Genomic DNA, 16,457 nt, shown 5'->3' on the forward strand with positions numbered 1-16,457 from the left:
TTCCTGGAGCTCGACGCGAATGACGCATAGAAACGGCGAGATTTCTGTCAATGCTGAAAAGCACTGTGGATCCGCCGTAGTAGACTTCGCAGCGCATTCTTGTCGTTGGCTTCGAAAGATGTGTCGCGGGAGACGATTTATACGGTTGCGGCCAATATGTCAGTTTCGCTGGTACCCTGCAAACAGATTCCTGTAGTCGCCTCGAGCCGGCAGCGAAGGAACAGTCAGCAAGCACATAGTCCGGATCGGTCGGATCTGCGTGCACTTGGCCAGCATTCGGATGGTGCTATCGTCGCCATGAAGGCGATCGGCAGCGAGCACCCGGCGTTTGATCACGTGGAAGAGTGGCGTGACGGCAAAGGCCCGTGGCCGGCCAAGCCCGGCTATCCTCCTCTCGGAAGATCTCTGCGATTCTTTGCTTTGTCTATGCACGGGCCGTTCCTCGGAGTGGCTGACATCGACGGTTGGATGGCAACCGGTCTCGCCGATTGCGCTGGAAACTGGCAGGTGGCTCGGCGCTTGCTCGACATCGCGCGCCATCACTGGGCGCGGCTCCATCTTGGTCACGCCCCCTCACCAGTCGCGATTCACCTCGCACTCGATCTCGTCGAGTCATTGGTTGCTCACCGGCCGCTCGCGCGTGACGGGGTTCTGCGTCTTCGCCGCTGCGGCCTGACAAGCTCATCCTCGCTCGCCCGCTGGCAATTTGTTCGAGCTCCAACTCCGACCGCTTCAGCCTCTGTGCAGTGCGAATTGGGACGCTGACCGTATAGTTCGCGCTTGATCTTCTCGATCTCAATGGAAGGATATAGTGGAAGTTATGTGAGAAGTTGCTGATCGTTTGACAGGCGCTAAGAAGCCAGTCGATAGCACGCAATTGATGTACGAACATCATGGTGTCATTCCTCAAAAGTCTGACCTACATTTAGGCAAAGCCAGAGTGCTCTGGCGACATGCGAAGACTGCGCATGACAGCATTAGATCGAGAGGCCAAGGCAGGCATATTTCAATTCAGTGAACTCTAGGATCCCATGGTGAGAACCCTCGCGGGAGTTACCGCTCTCCTTCACACCCCCGAACGGAGCGAGCTCGGTCGAGATTAGGCCCGTATTAATGCCGACCATGCCGCAATCCAGGGCCTCGAGAATGCGGAAAATGCGGCTGACGTCCTTCGCATAGAAGTAAGCGGCAAGCCCGGCCGCCGTATTATTGGCGGCATGGATGACCTCCTCCTCTGTTTTGAAGCGGAAGATCGCAGCAATTGGGCCAAAAGTTTCCTCGCTCGCCAGCAACATATCGCTCGTAGCGCTTTGTAGTACCGTAGGCTGAAAGAAAGTCCCTCCCAGAGCGTGTTGCTCGCCGCCAATTGCTATCGATGCCCCCTTAGAGAGCGCATCTTTCATGTGCATTTGCACTTTCCACAGCGCTTTTTCGTTTATCAGGGGACCCTGGTCGATGTTGGCGTCAAGCCCATCGCCGACGCGAAGGGTGGCGACCTTCGCGGATAACTTCTTCACATAAGCGTCGTGGATCCCTTCCTGCACATAGATACGGTTGGTGCAGACACACGTCTGCCCCATGTTCCGAAACTTCGAAACAACGGTGCCGTCGACCGCAGCATCTAGGTCGGCGTCGTCAAAGACGATGAAAGGCGCATTGCCACCGAGTTCAAGAGCGACCTTCTTGACCGTGGTGGCTGCCTGACTCATAAGCAACTTGCCGACTGCCGTGGACCCCGTGAAACCCACAAGCCGCACGGCTGGATGGGTCGTAAGTACGGACCCGATCGCCTTGGCGTCACCGGTGACGAAATTCACGGCGCCTGGCGGGAATCCGGCACGATGGGCCAACTCTGCGAGAGCTAGGGCGGTAAGCGGCGTCTCGGGTGCCGGCTTCACGACGACCGTGCAGCCAGCCGCAAGAGCTGGGGCGATTTTTCGGGTGATCATCGCCGCAGGAAAATTCCAGGGCGTGATTGCTGCCACAACACCGATCGGGCGCCGTTGCACAAGGATACGAGCGTCCGGACGGTGTGAAGGAAGAAGCTCACCTGCGACGCGCTTAGCCTCTTCAGCATAGAACTCGATATAAGAAGCGGCGTAATCGATTTCACCCCGCGCTTCAGTCAGCGGCTTGCCCTGCTCGCTCGTCAGAATGGCGGCAAGATCCTCTCGCGCAGCAACCACGAGCTCGAACCAGCGACGCAATATCGAGCCGCGTTCCTTGCAAGTTCTTGCTGCCCAGCCGGTGAAGGCCGCAGCGGCCGCATCGACTGCTGCAACTGCTTCGGCCGCACCAAAGTCCGGTACTGCTGCAATCGCCTGACCGGTCGCCGGATTCACCACCGCGGAATCGGCAGCTCCTATAAAGCGACCGTTGATATACGCCTGCTGCTTTAGCAGTGAGCTGTCCGACAGCCGATGGGATAGCGGTACTGGATCCAACATTCGATGATCCCGTTCAGCAAATAGTGGTGAGAGCTTTCTCGAGCTTCGCGATGCCTTCGGTTAGGACGGTGTCCGGAATGGTCAGAGGCATCAGCAGGCGGATCGTGTTACCATGCACACCACAGGCCAGAAGGATCAGCCCATTTTCGAGCGCCACCTGGATAATACGCTTTGTCGCCTCCGGATCGGGTTCGGTGCCGCCCCGCGCCTTCAACACGTCAAATGCAATCATCGCCCCCCGACCTCGCACAAAGCCGATGGGGACTGCGTCGTTTCGCTTGCTGATGCGCTGTAATTCGTTCCGGAGCAGTGTTCCGATAATATTGGCGCGCTCGAGGAGTCCCTCATTCGCAATCACGTCCAGAACCGCGAGCGCTGCCGCGCACGCGATCGGGCTGCCGGCGTAGGTGCCACCCAGGCTACCGGGCTCCGGAGCATCCATGATGTATGAACGTCCGATTACTCCCGAGAGTGGAAAGCCGCCCGCAAGCGATTTGGCGATTGTCAGGAGATCAGGCTCCACGCCTGAATGCTCAATTCCAAACATCCTGCCCGTGCGACCGAATCCAGTCTGCACCTCGTCCGCAATCAGCACGATTCCATTATCATCGCAGATCCGACGAAGCGCATTCAGCAGTTCGGCCGGCGCCGGATGGAAACCTCCTTCGCCTTGAACAGGCTCGATGATCATCGCGGCAACGTTTGCTGGATCAACGTCTGCACGAAACAGATAATCGAGAGCCCTGAGGGTGTCGCTAACCGAGACGCCGTATTGGGGCACAGGGAATGGCACGTGCCACACTCCCGACGGCATAGGGCCAAACTTCTTTTTGTACGGTGCAATCTTGCCCGTAAGCGCACTCGCCATGAGCGTGCGGCCATGAAAACCACCGGCGAACGCGATCACGTCCGTGCGCCCTGTATGGGCGCGCGCAGTCTTCACCGCATTCTCAACAGCCTCCGCTCCAGTTGAGAATAGGATCGTCTTGGCATCACCGCTGAAGGGAGCGAGCCGGTTCAAGCGTTCGCACAGCGCGACGTAGGGCTCGTAGGGGACAACTTGAAAGGCGGTGTGAGTGTATGCGGTGAGTTGAGTCTGCACTGCAGCAATCACCGCCGGATGCCGGTGACCGGTGTTCAGAACCGCTATCCCACCTGCGAAGTCAACAAACCTCGTCCCATCCACATCCCAGAGCTCGGAATTCTCCGCTCGGGCCGCGTGCACAGAAAATGCAGACGCAAGCCCACGAGGAACTGCGACGACACGGCGAGACTGCAGAAGAGCACTGTTGGTCACCGGACAATTTCCTCCGTTATTTCCCAGTCGTACCTGACCTCCGCTGCTCCTCGGTATCGGTTTGATTGCAACTCAGTGGTTCATCAGAAGCACCACTGAACTGAAGGCGTGTGGGTTGAATGGTTCACCCCGCATTGCGATTCTTAATCCCATTCCACGACCGTTTATGACTCTCAGGGGAGTCGCCTACGACTCAGCTCCTCCCTCATTGATTTTGAACGCGGGCGTGCACTAGAGTTTTCATGCAGACCAAGGGTCCGGACATGAAGTCACGCGCGATGCCCCCCCGCTCGAGAAAACCTTCCGACAATATCCTCTTTGAAGCGCCCAGGCTGCCGCCGCTGGTGATGGTACGGGCGTTCGAGGCGGCCGCGCGGACGGGAAGCATGAGGAAAGCGGCCGACGACATCGGCGTGACCCATACCGTAATAAGTCGTCATGTACGCAACCTAGAGTCCTGGGCAGGCCGCAAACTCCTCATGACCGGACCGCGAGGCACGAGACTGACTCAGGAGGGCGCGATATTTCACCGCGCCGTTTCGGAGGCGTTCCAGATCATTGCTGCCGCTGCTATCGAGCTTCGCCCCCGCACGCGGGAGGGAATGCTGCGCATCTGGGCAATGCCTGGTCTCGCCACGCGCTGGCTCGCACCAAGACTGTCGGAAATCGAACGGACCCTCGCTGGAACCGAGATTCTGCTCAGGGCAAGTGATCGTTTGCCTGATTTCACCAATTCGGAGGCGGATGTCATGGTCGGCTTCGGTTCAAAGGAGGATCTGCCCACCGGAGCAAAGTGGCTCATCAGCCCGCGGATGTTTCCAGTTGCGAGCAAGGACTGGATTGCCAGACATGGGGAACCCAAAGACCTTGTCGAACTTTCAAAGCTGCCGCTAATCCATGAAGAGAGTCGTCAGCAGTGGACGACCTGGTTCAAGGCCGCTGGTTGCAAGCTGAAGGGGCCACTGAAGGGACCGATGCTCTGGGACGCTAACATGGCCATCGACGCTGCGGTCGCAGGTCAGGGAATTGCTTTGGCCTCCCGATTGACCGCCGGTCACGAAATCGATGGAGGCAAGCTCGTCGAATTGTTAAGGATTCATGTGAGGTTTAACGGGTATTACCTGTACATCAGGCCGGCGCGTGCCCGTGATCCTGTTATCCAGAGATTGCGCGTATGGCTGGAGAATGGCCTCCGGAACGAAGGGTAAACACGCTAGCTGATGTAACGAGCTTCCCGCCCGAAGACCCCGTCTTGCGTTGCGAAATGATCCTTCTGTCAGCGCATAGCCATGAACCAGGTTAACTGGTCCGGCATCTCCAAGAGTGCGCTCAAAATCGCGCCGGTGCTGGTCGAACCTGCCGCTAGGTTTCGAAAGCTCATCGGTGATTGCAATTCAACTACTGTGGCTGAGCTCCGCTGCTCAGTTCTCAGCAAGCCATGCACCTCCTGCTTTGCGTCTGACCAAGACTAATCCGATCACATCGATGAGGGTAGTCGCATCTTGGTCTCTCCTTCGGAGACGAGACGAGCATCGCTAGTGGTGAGCCGCTGTGTCACACTCACGGTCTGGCAGCAGATCTCCGTCACCTTTCCTTCTATCCGCAGCGTCTCCCCGGAGAATGCCATCGACTTCATTTTGAATGACATCCGCTCTATGAAAGCCTGCGGTCCCGCCCAATCCATTGCCGCGCGAGCGAATAGCGCGCCAAATGCCTGGCCGTCGATGACGGGACTTTGCAGGTTCATGCTCCGAGCGAAATCGACGTCATAATGGAGACGGTGCCAATCCCAAGTGGCAGCGCCGTACGCCATGAGATCTATCACCGAGAACATTTTCTGCAGCGGCGGCAACTTCTCCCCCAGCTGCACCTCCGAGACGTTTTTGGTCGGCTTGATCATGGCTTGCCCACCGGCTGATAAACAACCGTTTCGCGGTTGATAGCGACCACTTTACCCGTCGCGTCCGTGTAGCGCGCGACCGAACTGACAAAGAGCTGCGTGCCTCCGCGCGACGAACTTCTCTCCACGATGTCTTCAAGGGTCCAAGTGACCGAGATACGATCTTCCGGCAGCACCATTCGCATGAATTCATAGTCGTTGCCCGCGCGAATCACGCGGCAGTCGGTGATGGGAAGCTGCCACTCATGGCCAATATATCCGTTCGCATCCGGCCGACGATGAGCGTATTGACAGGTCTCGCACACCAATGTGGGCGGGGCGATCACCGATGCATAGCCGGCCTCCTGCGCATAAGTATCATCGCAGTAGAGAGGATTCTCGTCCCCCGTCGCGAGCGCGAAGTATCTGATCGAGGCTCGGCCAAGCTCCTCTCGCGCCGGGTAGTGTACCTCACGACCGATCCAAGCTTTAACGTCGTCAGTCAGCAGCGTCATGGGTCAGTCCAAGACAGCGAGAGCATCTACCTCGATCCGCATCTCGGGCCGCAACAGTGCTTCGCTGATGAGCCCGGTGGAGGCAGGAAGCGGATCCTGCAGCAACTTGGAGCGCACGCCGGCGACGTCGCGATAGCGATCGAGCGAGGCCGGCGCGACGTACTCGATTGTCTTGACCAAGTGATGTGGCGCGCCACCGGCGGCCCGAACCAGCTGGAGCACATTCTCGTAGATGTATTCGGACTGCCCGACGATGTCTCCTTCATGCAGCACTCGCCTGGTCTTCGGATCGAGAGCGCCTTGACCCGACATGTACAGTAGCTTTCCGGCTCGAACAGCTGGGCTGGAGGCGAACTCGTCGTAGCTCGCCCAGCCAGGGTTCACCGCGACCGGCGTTTCGCGCGTGGCAATGAAATCGCACTGGATGAGCGCCTCAGGATGCAGCAGACGCGGCATCACCGCGCAGCCAACCGTTGGAAATACAGGGCCGAGCCGCGCTCGTCGAACTTGCATTGTTTTCTCATAGGCGGCTAGCGCAGGAGGCGTGATGTAAGTGGCGATCTTCACCACCCGGTCGAAGCCGAGACCGAGCGCGGATAGCTTGCGCGCGGCACGGTCGTACACTGCCTCAGTCTGAGCCAAAAGGTCACCCGGACCCAAGATTTTGCCCAGATCGTCAACGGGTTGAATGGTCGGCAGGAAGACCGCGGTCGGCTCGACGGCCGTAGGCGGGGCGGCGGTCACCTCAATCTCAATAAAGGCGTCCTGTCGGACCAGGCTTCTGACCGGGACGGTATTGACCACGGGCTGATATGCGCCGAACAACTCGCGCCGCACGGCTGCCGCTCCCTCATAGCGCTCGATGCCTTCCGGCCGCACATATTCGACGATCCTGACGACATCTTCATACCCGAGGCTGCCTCCTTCGAGGATGGCTGCCACCTTGGCATAGATCGTGGAGATCTGTTCCTGCATTCCACCGCGCACAACCATGCGCCTGCTTGCTGCATCGTACTCAGAAGCCGTGGCGCCGGACAGATATGTCCCGGCAGCGGTCTTTAACCCGAGCGAGAACGAATAACGCTTGTAGTCGAACCAAGGGAAGCGCTCAGTATGGATTGCCGAAATGGTCATCGTCCGCTCAATTCTTCTGTTGTCGGAGGTGGCCGCTCAGTAGCTCCGAGGAAGCCCCAAACGTTCACCGATGAAGTTCCGCACCATCTCGTTGGAGATCGGGCTAAACGGCCCCAAGCGCGCGTCACGGAATAGGCGCTCCAGTGGGGACTCCTCAACCAAACCGAAGCCGCCTAGCACTCTCATACACCGGTCCGTCGCGCGTACTGCGACCTCACTCGCTGCGAGCTTAGCCATAGCCGCCTCGACCGAGCATTCGCGTCCATTGGCATGCAGCCAAGCAGCTTTAGTGGTCAGCAGACGGATCTGCTCCAGCTCAGCGGCGATGTCGGCGAGCGGATGCTGCACGGCTTGGTAGGCGCCAATCGGGCGGCCGAAAGCTGTGCGATCCTTGGCATACTGTAAGGTCAAGTCCAGGGCAGCGGCAGTGATCCCGACATACATCGAGGCGCAAACAATGCGCTCATCGTTCAGTGTCCGAAGGAGTGTGTGCCATCCGCGGCCCACCTCACCCACCACCGCATCAGCCGGTGCACGGGCATCGTCGAGGAACACTTCACAGGTGCAACCGGCGCGCTGGCCCATGAGTTCAAGCCGTTGGACCTGTACCGTTTCCTGGCGAGTCGGGGTCAGTATCAGGGAAAGGCCGCGCGATCGTTTGGTCCCCTCTGGGGGGTGTGTACGGCACAACACCAAAATCGCGTTCGCGTCGTCCGCCAACGACGTGTAGAGCTTTTGCCCCCGAACAATCCACTCGTTACCCTCAAGCTTGGCGCGCGTCTTCAGGCCAAGGATGTCTGTCCCTCCGCCGGGCTCGGTCATCCCGAAACTCATCAGGAATTCGCCGCTGGCGAGTTTCGGCAGATACTCTGCTCGCTGCTTTTCGGTGCCGGATTCGCTCAGCACACGAGCTGCCATCGAGGTGATCACCCAGTAGTTAGCCAGTGAAGGGAAACGCCGTGCAATCTCTTCGCACAAAATCGCACTGATTATCACGTCGCCGCCGCTACCGCCGTATTCGGTCGGGATCGTAAGGCCCGGCCAGCCGAGGTCAGCAAGACGCTTCCACAAGTCGCGCGGGATGCGCCGGTTGCGGTCCATCTCGCGGATCTTCGCCTCCGGGAGCTCACGATCAAAGAAGCTGCGCACGCTGTCGCGCAAAGCCTCATGCTCTGGTACATGATCAAAATTCATCGGGGCCTCCTAACCATCGAGCTCAAAGTAACCGCTCCGCACGTACTCGCTACTCGCGATCCGAAAGGTACAACCCAGACGAACTTTCGTCTGATCGCGAACCGTCCGATGTCGCGGATCACAGCGTCTCTTCCGTTCCCAAAATGGCCGTAGACTGGCTCGACAGCGTGCTGCCGTTACCATGTGCGAGGGCCGTCTTCGCGCCCTTCACTTGACGATCGCCCCCCTCGCCGCGCAGCTGCCGCACGGCTTCGATCAAGGCGAAGATACCGTACATACCCGGGTGCGTGCACGACAGTCCGCCGCCGTTGGTGTTGACTGGTAGTGTGCCATGCGGACCGATCGCTCTCTGCTCCAAGAAGCGGCCGCCTTCGCCTTTGGGGCAAAAACCGAGGTCCTCCAGGAACAAGATGGTGTTGATCGTAAATGCATCATATAGTTCGACAACGTCGATGTCGGTTGGCTTCATGCCCGCCATCGCGAAAGCTTTGGCTCCCGACTGCTTTGCAGACGTAACCGTAAGGTCGTGCATGGACGAGATCTGCCTGTTCCAGACAGCGGTCGCGTTGCCGAGTACATAGACGGGTCTTTTCGGTAACGACTTCGCTCGCTCGGCGCTCACCAATACGTACGCGCCCCCACCGTCAGTTACCAAACAGCAATCACGGATGGTGAGAGGGTCCGAGATCATGCGGGAGTTGAGCACGTCCTCACGCGTGAGTGGTTCGCGCGCGAAAGCTTCCGGATTAAGGCAGGCCCACGCTCGCGCCGCAACGGCGACGTCCGCCAACTGCTCGCGCGTGGTGCCAAACTCGTGCATGTGGCGGGATGTGGCCAAGGCGTACGCCGATAACGGCAGCATGGGTTCGTACGGGTACTCGTAAGGCTGCGGATCGAGGAAGCGGCGCACTTGGCCCATCTCGCGGCGGCCGAACGCGCTGCTGCGCTGAGCGCTGCCATAGCAAACGAGTACGGCGCTGCATTGGCCCGAATGGATCGCCTGCATCGCGGGCAGGAGGTGAGCGATGAAGCTAGAGCCGCCCAGCATGGTTCCGTCAATGTAGCTTGGGTTCAAACCCAGATACTCAATGACAGGCATCGGCCACATCGATGCCCCCACACTTGCAGTGCAGAGGCCATCGATGTCACTCATTGTCAGCCCGGCGTCCGCCACGGCCGTATAAGCCGACCGCGCGAGCAGTTCCATATCGGTAAATCCAGGCGACAAACCATTGCCGAACGTTCCGACGCCCACGATAGCGGCGCTGCCGCGCAAATTTCTCACGGTGCTCACTGCAAGCCTCGCTCGACCGCATCGAACACGACCATCCCCTCGCCTTCTCTGATCTGCACGCGCGCCTTTACGCGTTGGCCGATCTTCACGGCGTCGGGCCCCAAATTTTCAATACGACTCATAAGGCGAACCCCCTCATCAAGGTCGACGAGCGCGACATTGAGGTCACCGCCTTCCGCAGGTTTGCGCCGCACGGTGGTCACCGCATAAACCGTACCGAGACCGTTTGGCACAGTCCATTTGAGCGCGGCTCCGCCGCAATGTGGGCAAACCTCGCGCGGATAGTACACATGCGCGTCGCAGTCCGTGCAGCGCTGGATCAAAAAACGGCCCGCGCTGAGTTCCGTCCGGTGGAAGAATTCGATGCCCTTGGATTCACTCATAGTCACTCTTTTAGTTCTTTTTGGTCGGGCTGCAGCTGAATACATGGCGCGCGAGCGCGCAAAGCAGTGGCGGCCCATCAGGAAACGATCGCAAGCTTACTTCCTGGTCTCGGCGAGCGCATTCTCGCCGAGTGATAGAACGACGCACCATAGAGAGTTGCATCTTCGGCGGAGCCCGAACGACTCTGACGGCATTTCGTGCCTGCCGGGCTATGCCCTGATCTTACCCGCTGCAGATTAGCTATTGTCAGCGTGAATGACGCTACCGAACTGCTCCCAAGACTCGCCTTGGAAGCGAGCTAGCTGAAGCGCCTGTATTGGATAAAAGTCGGTGTCACTCGTACTTACGGTGATGCCTGGGATCAACAGCGGGACCTTGAAATCTTGAAAGCTGGTCGCCTGTTTCATAAGGTTGGCGCGCGTTAGATCATCTCCGCACCTCTTCAGCGTCTGCTCCATGAGATAGTCGACTGAATAGGTGCTCGGATAACTCATATCCGCCGTGTTTGCGCCCGGCATATACTGCGCCATGAATTCGCGCCAAGCCTTCATGTCCGCGTCTCCGTCCCACTTATGGTCACTCGGGTCCATCAGGTATTGGCTGGTGATGATGCCCTGGCAGTTCTCGAATCCGGCCGGCTTCATCGCTGTTGCGACTGATGTTCCCCAAACATCGATATAATGGACTGGCTTCCAGCCGATATCAGCCGCCTTGCGAATCGCTTGGGCAGTGAATTTTGGAATTGTAATGCTGAAGAGAACGTTGGCACCGGAAGCTTTGAGCTGAATAATCTGAGAATCAACGGTTGGGTCGGTGCTCTCATATGTTACCGTCTGAACGATCTGGTCAGTCTTATTCCCGAGCGCCTTCTTGAAGCCCTCGAAATAGTCTTTTCCGAAATCGTCATTCTGCATAAGGATGCCAATCTTGGCATCCTTGATCGTGGCCATTATATGCTTTGCATAAATTGCAGCCTCGGTCTGGAAGTCAGGCTGGTAGCCGATCGTCCATGGGAAATGCTTCGGATCGCCCCATCCGGACCACCCTGACCCGACGTAGAGGTGCGGCACCTTCTTCGCGTTCAGGTATTTGCGAATTGCCGTATTCGGCGCAGTACCGAGGGCGTTGAAAATGCAGAGCACCTTGTCTTCTTCGACAAGCTTGCGAACCATTTCCACAGTCTTGGGCGGGCTATAACCGTCATCGTAGCTAATGAAGTTGATTTTGCGGCCATTGATACCGCCGCGGTCGTTAACGGCCTTCCAGTACGCCTGGTGAGCCTTTCCGATCACGCCATAGGACGATGCCGGGCCACTGTAGGGACAAGTATGCCCAATCTTGATCTCGGTGTCGCTAACGCCGTCGTCGTATTTCTTTTCTGCAGCCCCCACTCTGGAGCTGGAAAACAGCGCCGCAGCCGATGCGGCAGTCACGAACGTACGCCTGTCGATTTTGTACATACTGTTCCTCCTAAGTTAAGTGCTAAGTGCATCGAGTTTTCGCAGCTGGACATCGGTTAAGCGCCCAACTGACAGAGACTTGTAATAGGTCGGCACCGCCTTGATCGCGTCCCGCTGCCCTCTCGCTTCAGCACACAGCCGGTCCTAGCTGCGCGTCATTGAATCTAGTCCAACCCAGTTGTCCCAACTCGGCGACAGCTATCGACTTCACGTGGGCAGCCGAAACCAAAACCATCGATCGACAAGCGAGTCCGGCAAAGCATCCCTGACTCATAAGCACCATTCATCGAATTCAGTCTGGATGACTGCAACCGCCATGTCTCACTTTTCGAGACACTAAATCGATATTCGATACGATACGATTTCGGCTGTGAAAGTCAAGCGAACGATAGGCGCAGAGTGAAATAAGCAGCACGACGCCGGGCAATGGTTCTCACTACAGCTTCAGTCCAAATCCGGAAGCACCAAGCAGGGCCCAGGCGGCTAGGCCGCGCGTCAGCGCTCGCCGCCCTTTTCTATCAACCGCCAATGTGCATTCGTGCTCTTCGGTGCAGATGTCGCGCATGAAGTTTTACGCGACGAACTGTTAATCGCAGAGCGTTGACTGAGAATGACGTCGTTGACGCCGAGTCCAGCCTCACGATCTTGCTGTTTAAGACTCGCTGCTCGCCAAGGAAGCAGCGCTATTGTTGGTTTCTTCGGCGCTCCGAAGTAAGCGGTCTAACGTTGCGCGAACTCTTGAGCGCCGCTCGCAGAGACTAGGTCTGCAGGTGACGATCCAATTAAGGTGAGCGAATTGTGCGAAAGAGCAAGTCGCGCCCACGCGCACCTTGCGGGAGCTCTGAACGGCGCCGCACATCAGCTAGACGCATCAGGCACCGGTCAGTTCTCAAGTTCAGCGCCAAATTTGGATCGGCCCAAGCGCCTTGCTTTAACCTTAGTTCTTGCCCTGCCGCAAAGACTTCAAACGACGCGTGATGCGCACCAGCCAGCAAAAACGACTTCGGCCTTCGGCCGTCATGGGCCGCGAAGCATCTGGACAAAGAGGCTCCTGGGCTCTGAGCACGAACTCGCTTCGCGTCCCTCAACAACAGGTCATTGACATTCAATGATCTCGTAGCCCCTGGCTACGCGAGCTTATTGCTCTCGCGGCGACACAACACTTCCGAAGTACGAGTTTCACGCCGCTTCAGCTCAAGTTTGTGAACAAGAGCGAAAATCGCTCCTGCGATCCCCATGGGCATTACATACATCAGGGCGACCAGCAGAACGCCGAACACGGTATAGGCCGAGAGGTCAAACTGGACCCCAAGATCATTCTTGACGAAGCTCGAGAGCGCTTGCGCAGAATTGTCAACAACAACGTAAAATATGCCCCCGATCACCGAACCCGTGAGCGAACCCATGCCGCCCACAACTAGACCGATCAGGAATTTAATGGAAAGGAAGAAGTTGAAGCTGTCAGGCGCCACGAAGGCGATGGCCGAGGCAGAGAGCGCTCCAGCGACCCCAGTGTAGGCTGCGCTGATACCGAAGGTAACTGCCTTATACCTTGCGGTGTTGATGCCCATCGTGCCGGCAGCGATCTGATAGTCTCGAATTGCTATTATTGCGCGGCCGCTACGACTATTCAGGATGTTCGCGGCTACCCAATAGAGGGCCAGCATGACGATCAGGCAATAGTAATAGAGCCACTGGTCTTCGCTCAGCGGCAGCCCGAACGGCACTTCAGGTTTGGTAAGGACGATCCCCTGCACGCCACCCGTGACGCTCACAAGCCATTTGTATTTCAGGATTTGTGGAACGGCGAGCGCAAGTGCAAACGTGGCAAGCGCAAGATAGTGCCCTTCGAGTTTGAGCGCCGGCAAGCCAAAGAGGTAGCCCACGATGAACGACACAACCGCTGCCGCAGGAAGTGTCAAATAGTAAGGGCAGTCGAACTTATCCATCAAAATGGCGGCGGTGTAGGCGCCGACAGCATAGAACGCACTATGCCCTAGCGAGATCTGGCCATTGAAGCCCGTAAGGAGATTGAGGCCCAGCACGGCTATTGACGCGATAATCATCGTGCTTACGAGAAAGAGGCGGTAATCCGAGACGACGTCCGGAATTACAGAGTGCAGCAGCGGTGCCGAGATGGCGAGTGCGATTAGTATCGCCAACCAAATTTTGCTGACCTTGAACATCCTCTTAAACCCTCTTCACGATGACGCGACCAAAGAGACCGGCGGGCTTTAGCGTAAGCACGAAAATCACAATGATTAGCGCGACCGTGAGTTTCTCGCCATTACCGATGATGTAGACACCTGTCACTTTCTCAATCTGATTACCGGCGTACGCGATCATATTCTCAAGCACACCGACGATGAAGCCGCCGAGGACCGCGCCACCCGGATTGCTGACACCACCGATTAGGGCGCCCGCAAACGCATAGAGAAGGATCCCACCCATCATATTCGGATCGAGATAGACAATGTGCGCAACCATAATGCCGGCAACAGCCCCGACGGCAGCTGCGAGTCCCCATCCGAGCGCCAGCATCCAATCAACTCGCACTCCGACCGAGCGCGCCGACGCCGGATTCTGCGCTGCGGCTCGCATGGCGAGGCCGAGGGGCGTGAAGCGGAAGAACAAGAATAAAAGCGTCAGAACGATCAGCGTGACGAGGACGACCCCAAGCTGATGCGGACCGACGACGCCGGCAAATCCAAAGCTACTCTTGGGAAATGGCGACGGATATTCTTTAATCAAGTAACTCCAAATCGACCCCGCCATAGAGTTAAAGATAGCCAGAAGCCCTATGAAAACGACAACCACAGACAGTGCCGGCGCGCGGTGGAGTGGTCTCAGGACGGCCCGTTCGATCGCAACCCCCATTACGAAGGAGATCAGCACAGTGGCAATAAACGAGACCCAAAAATTTAGGCCCCACTCCATCATCTGCCAGCTCATGTATGTGCTGAACATTGCCATCTCGCCTTGAGCGAAATTGAGATGATCGGTCGAGACATAGATCATGACCAGCGCCAACGCCATGCAAGCATAGATCGCGCCGTTGGCGAGGCCCGAGGCAAACTGCTCGAGAAACTGTTCCATCCTGAAGGATCTCCGTGACTCAATACCCGAGATAGGATCTGCGGATGTTCTCGTCTTCCTTGACGACCGATGAGGGCCCCGACATCACCACGCGCCCCGATTCCAAAACGTAGGCCTGAGTGGCGAGATTTAGCGCGAGAGCTGCATTCTGCTCGACCAGCAGAATACTAACGCTCTCTTCGTCATTGATACGCTGCAGGATGCGGAAGATCTCCACCACGATCAGCGGAGCCAATCCGAACGAGGGCTCATCTAGCAACATCAGTCGAGGCCTAAGCATCAGGGCTCGAGCGATAGCCAGCATCTGCTGTTCGCCGCCGGATAACGTGCCTGCCTGCTGCTGCATGCGCTCTTTAAGGCGGGGGAAATACTCGAACACGCGCTCGAGATCACCCTTCACCACCGCCTTGTCCTTGCGCGTATAGGCAGCGATACGCAGATTCTCTTCAACAGTCAGAGCGGTAAAGGTACCCCGGCCTTCCGGCACATGAGCGATTCTCAATCGGGCAATATCCTCGGTCAGCATGCCGCGGATGTCTCTGCCGTCGAACCGAATTACTCCCTCGGTTCGCACTATGTTGCATATGGCGCGCAATGTGGTTGTCTTGCCCGCGCCGTTGGCGCCGAGCAGAGTGGTAATTCCCCCACTCGCGATCTTGAAACTGACGTTCTCAAGCGACTGCGTCGCTCCGTAGAACGCTTTGAGCGCCTCAACCTCCAGCAATGCCGTCGTCATGAAGTCCCCAGATAAGCACGAATAACTTCCGGATAGCTTTGCACTTCGCTTGGAGTTCCGTCAGCTATTTTCTTGCCAAAGTCGATCGCAACCACCTTGTCAGAAACCGACATCACCAGGTTCATATGGTGCTCAACGAGCAATACGGTCACGTGCTGCGTATCTCGAACACGCTTAATCTGTCCTTTGAGCACCTCAACTTCATCGTGATTGAGCCCTGCTGCGGGTTCGTCGAGCAGCAGCAGTTTGGGATTGGATGCCAGTGCGCGGGCGAGCTCGACGCGCTTACGAATCGGAAATGGTAGCTCGCCGGCGGAGACATGAGCGTACGGCACCAAATCCATAAACTCGATCAACTCGCGAGCACGCACATCGATGCGCCGCTCCTCGTGCCGGACCTTAGGCAAGCGCAGCGCACTCTGGAGGAAATTTGTTGAACTATCGCTGTGACAGCCGACTTTGACGTTGTCGAGCACGGTCATTTGGTCAAACAGCGCAACATTCTGAAAGGTACGGCCGATGCCGATATGCGGCATATCGTGCCAAGGCCGAGCGAGAATGGAGGATCCTTCGAACAGGACATCACCGGCAACTGGCACGTAAAGTCGACTGAGGCAGTTGAAGAGGCTTGTTTTCCCCGCGCCATTCGGTCCGATCAAACCGGCGATCTGCCCCCTGAATACGTTGAAGCTGACGTCATCAAGAGCCGTGACGCCGCCGAAGCGAAGGGAGAGGTTACAGACACTCAAGAGTGGCGGGCCACTGGACGGCGCCTGCCGTCGCCCCTCCATCACGCCGCCCACGGAATCAGAAGACTGCTGTGGCGCGCCACCAACCTCGCAGCGTGGAGCGCAAACCGGATGACCGGCTCGTGACCTGAAAATCAAGTGCGAGCCACTTTGATAAGCCTAGCGACAATACGCCCGAATCCCATATCGCTTCCTCTTGACGCCGTTTCATTTTTCGAGACAATAGCTCGATCTTCGAAATGCTAATGCATTCTGCGGTGACGGTCAAGTGA

The 16,457-nt window shown here is 57.5% G+C and carries 15 protein-coding genes and 1 pseudogene; 1 reads left to right on the plus strand and 15 read right to left on the minus strand.

What is annotated here, in order from left to right:
- Positions 1 to 159 precede the first annotated feature (159 nt).
- The 4 genes and pseudogenes from ACVMB0_RS38045 to gabT all read right to left on the minus strand — a co-directional run bounded on the left by ACVMB0_RS38045 (position 160) and on the right by gabT (position 3,744).
- Positions 160 to 567: a hypothetical protein gene (locus ACVMB0_RS38045; protein ID WP_461349542.1), complete on the minus strand. Its 408-nt coding sequence runs from the start codon at positions 565 to 567 to the stop codon at positions 160 to 162.
- Positions 568 to 624: 57 nt separating this feature from the next.
- Positions 625 to 800, minus strand: a pseudogene (locus ACVMB0_RS38050) (IS66 family transposase); the annotation flags it as partial.
- Positions 801 to 977: 177 nt separating this feature from the next.
- Positions 978 to 2,447 carry an NAD-dependent succinate-semialdehyde dehydrogenase gene (locus tag ACVMB0_RS38055; RefSeq protein WP_461349543.1) on the minus strand — a complete coding sequence of 490 codons (1,470 nt, stop codon included), beginning with the start codon at positions 2,445 to 2,447 and terminating at the stop codon, positions 978 to 980.
- 13 nt (positions 2,448 to 2,460) lie between these two features.
- Positions 2,461 to 3,744 (minus strand): 4-aminobutyrate--2-oxoglutarate transaminase, encoded by a 1,284-nt coding sequence (gene gabT / locus ACVMB0_RS38060; RefSeq protein WP_461349544.1) that lies wholly within the window; start codon positions 3,742 to 3,744, stop codon positions 2,461 to 2,463.
- A gap of 242 nt (positions 3,745 to 3,986) precedes the next feature.
- On the opposite strand from gabT, the gene ACVMB0_RS38065 reads away from it, so the two are divergent.
- Entirely contained in the window at positions 3,987 to 4,952 is a 966-nt protein-coding gene (locus ACVMB0_RS38065; protein ID WP_461349545.1) for a LysR substrate-binding domain-containing protein, read from the plus strand.
- A 269-nt stretch (positions 4,953 to 5,221) separates the two neighbouring features.
- Here the strand turns inward: ACVMB0_RS38065 and ACVMB0_RS38070 are convergent, their stop codons facing one another.
- The 11 genes from ACVMB0_RS38070 to ACVMB0_RS38120 all read right to left on the minus strand — a co-directional run bounded on the left by ACVMB0_RS38070 (position 5,222) and on the right by ACVMB0_RS38120 (position 16,227).
- Positions 5,222 to 5,644: a MaoC/PaaZ C-terminal domain-containing protein gene (locus ACVMB0_RS38070; protein ID WP_461349546.1), complete on the minus strand. Its 423-nt coding sequence runs from the start codon at positions 5,642 to 5,644 to the stop codon at positions 5,222 to 5,224.
- Positions 5,641 to 6,138, minus strand: a complete 498-nt coding sequence (locus ACVMB0_RS38075) for an FAS1-like dehydratase domain-containing protein (protein WP_461349547.1) — start codon at positions 6,136 to 6,138, stop codon at positions 5,641 to 5,643. Before ACVMB0_RS38075 ends, ACVMB0_RS38070 begins: the two co-directional genes overlap by 4 nt.
- 3 nt (positions 6,139 to 6,141) lie before the next feature.
- On the minus strand, positions 6,142 to 7,272 hold the full coding sequence (locus ACVMB0_RS38080) for a RidA family protein (protein ID WP_461349548.1): 1,131 nt from the start codon (positions 7,270 to 7,272) through the stop codon (positions 6,142 to 6,144).
- Between the two features lie 36 nt (positions 7,273 to 7,308).
- The gene (locus ACVMB0_RS38085; protein ID WP_461349549.1) at positions 7,309 to 8,466 is read right to left on the minus strand and encodes an acyl-CoA dehydrogenase family protein; all 1,158 of its coding nucleotides are present in this window, start codon (positions 8,464 to 8,466) and stop codon (positions 7,309 to 7,311) included.
- 118 nt (positions 8,467 to 8,584) lie between these two features.
- The gene (locus ACVMB0_RS38090) at positions 8,585 to 9,760 is read right to left on the minus strand and encodes a thiolase (RefSeq protein WP_461349550.1); all 1,176 of its coding nucleotides are present in this window, start codon (positions 9,758 to 9,760) and stop codon (positions 8,585 to 8,587) included.
- Positions 9,757 to 10,143: a Zn-ribbon domain-containing OB-fold protein gene (locus ACVMB0_RS38095; RefSeq protein WP_461349551.1), complete on the minus strand. Its 387-nt coding sequence runs from the start codon at positions 10,141 to 10,143 to the stop codon at positions 9,757 to 9,759. Before ACVMB0_RS38095 ends, ACVMB0_RS38090 begins: the two co-directional genes overlap by 4 nt.
- 237 nt (positions 10,144 to 10,380) lie before the next feature.
- Positions 10,381 to 11,604, minus strand: a complete 1,224-nt coding sequence (locus ACVMB0_RS38100) for an ABC transporter substrate-binding protein (protein WP_461349552.1) — start codon at positions 11,602 to 11,604, stop codon at positions 10,381 to 10,383.
- Between the two features lie 1,127 nt (positions 11,605 to 12,731).
- Positions 12,732 to 13,790 carry a branched-chain amino acid ABC transporter permease gene (locus ACVMB0_RS38105; protein WP_461349553.1) on the minus strand — a complete coding sequence of 353 codons (1,059 nt, stop codon included), beginning with the start codon at positions 13,788 to 13,790 and terminating at the stop codon, positions 12,732 to 12,734.
- Positions 13,791 to 13,794: 4 nt separating this feature from the next.
- Positions 13,795 to 14,700, minus strand: a complete 906-nt coding sequence (locus ACVMB0_RS38110; RefSeq protein WP_183233847.1) for a branched-chain amino acid ABC transporter permease — start codon at positions 14,698 to 14,700, stop codon at positions 13,795 to 13,797.
- A 19-nt stretch (positions 14,701 to 14,719) separates the two neighbouring features.
- Positions 14,720 to 15,436: an ABC transporter ATP-binding protein gene (locus ACVMB0_RS38115; RefSeq protein ID WP_461349554.1), complete on the minus strand. Its 717-nt coding sequence runs from the start codon at positions 15,434 to 15,436 to the stop codon at positions 14,720 to 14,722.
- Positions 15,433 to 16,227 carry an ABC transporter ATP-binding protein gene (locus tag ACVMB0_RS38120; RefSeq protein ID WP_461349789.1) on the minus strand — a complete coding sequence of 265 codons (795 nt, stop codon included), beginning with the start codon at positions 16,225 to 16,227 and terminating at the stop codon, positions 15,433 to 15,435. The genes ACVMB0_RS38115 and ACVMB0_RS38120 overlap by 4 nt, the downstream gene beginning before the upstream one ends.
- Between the last annotated feature and the right edge of the window lie 230 nt (positions 16,228 to 16,457).

Source organism: Bradyrhizobium sp. USDA 4451 (genome assembly GCF_054822585.1).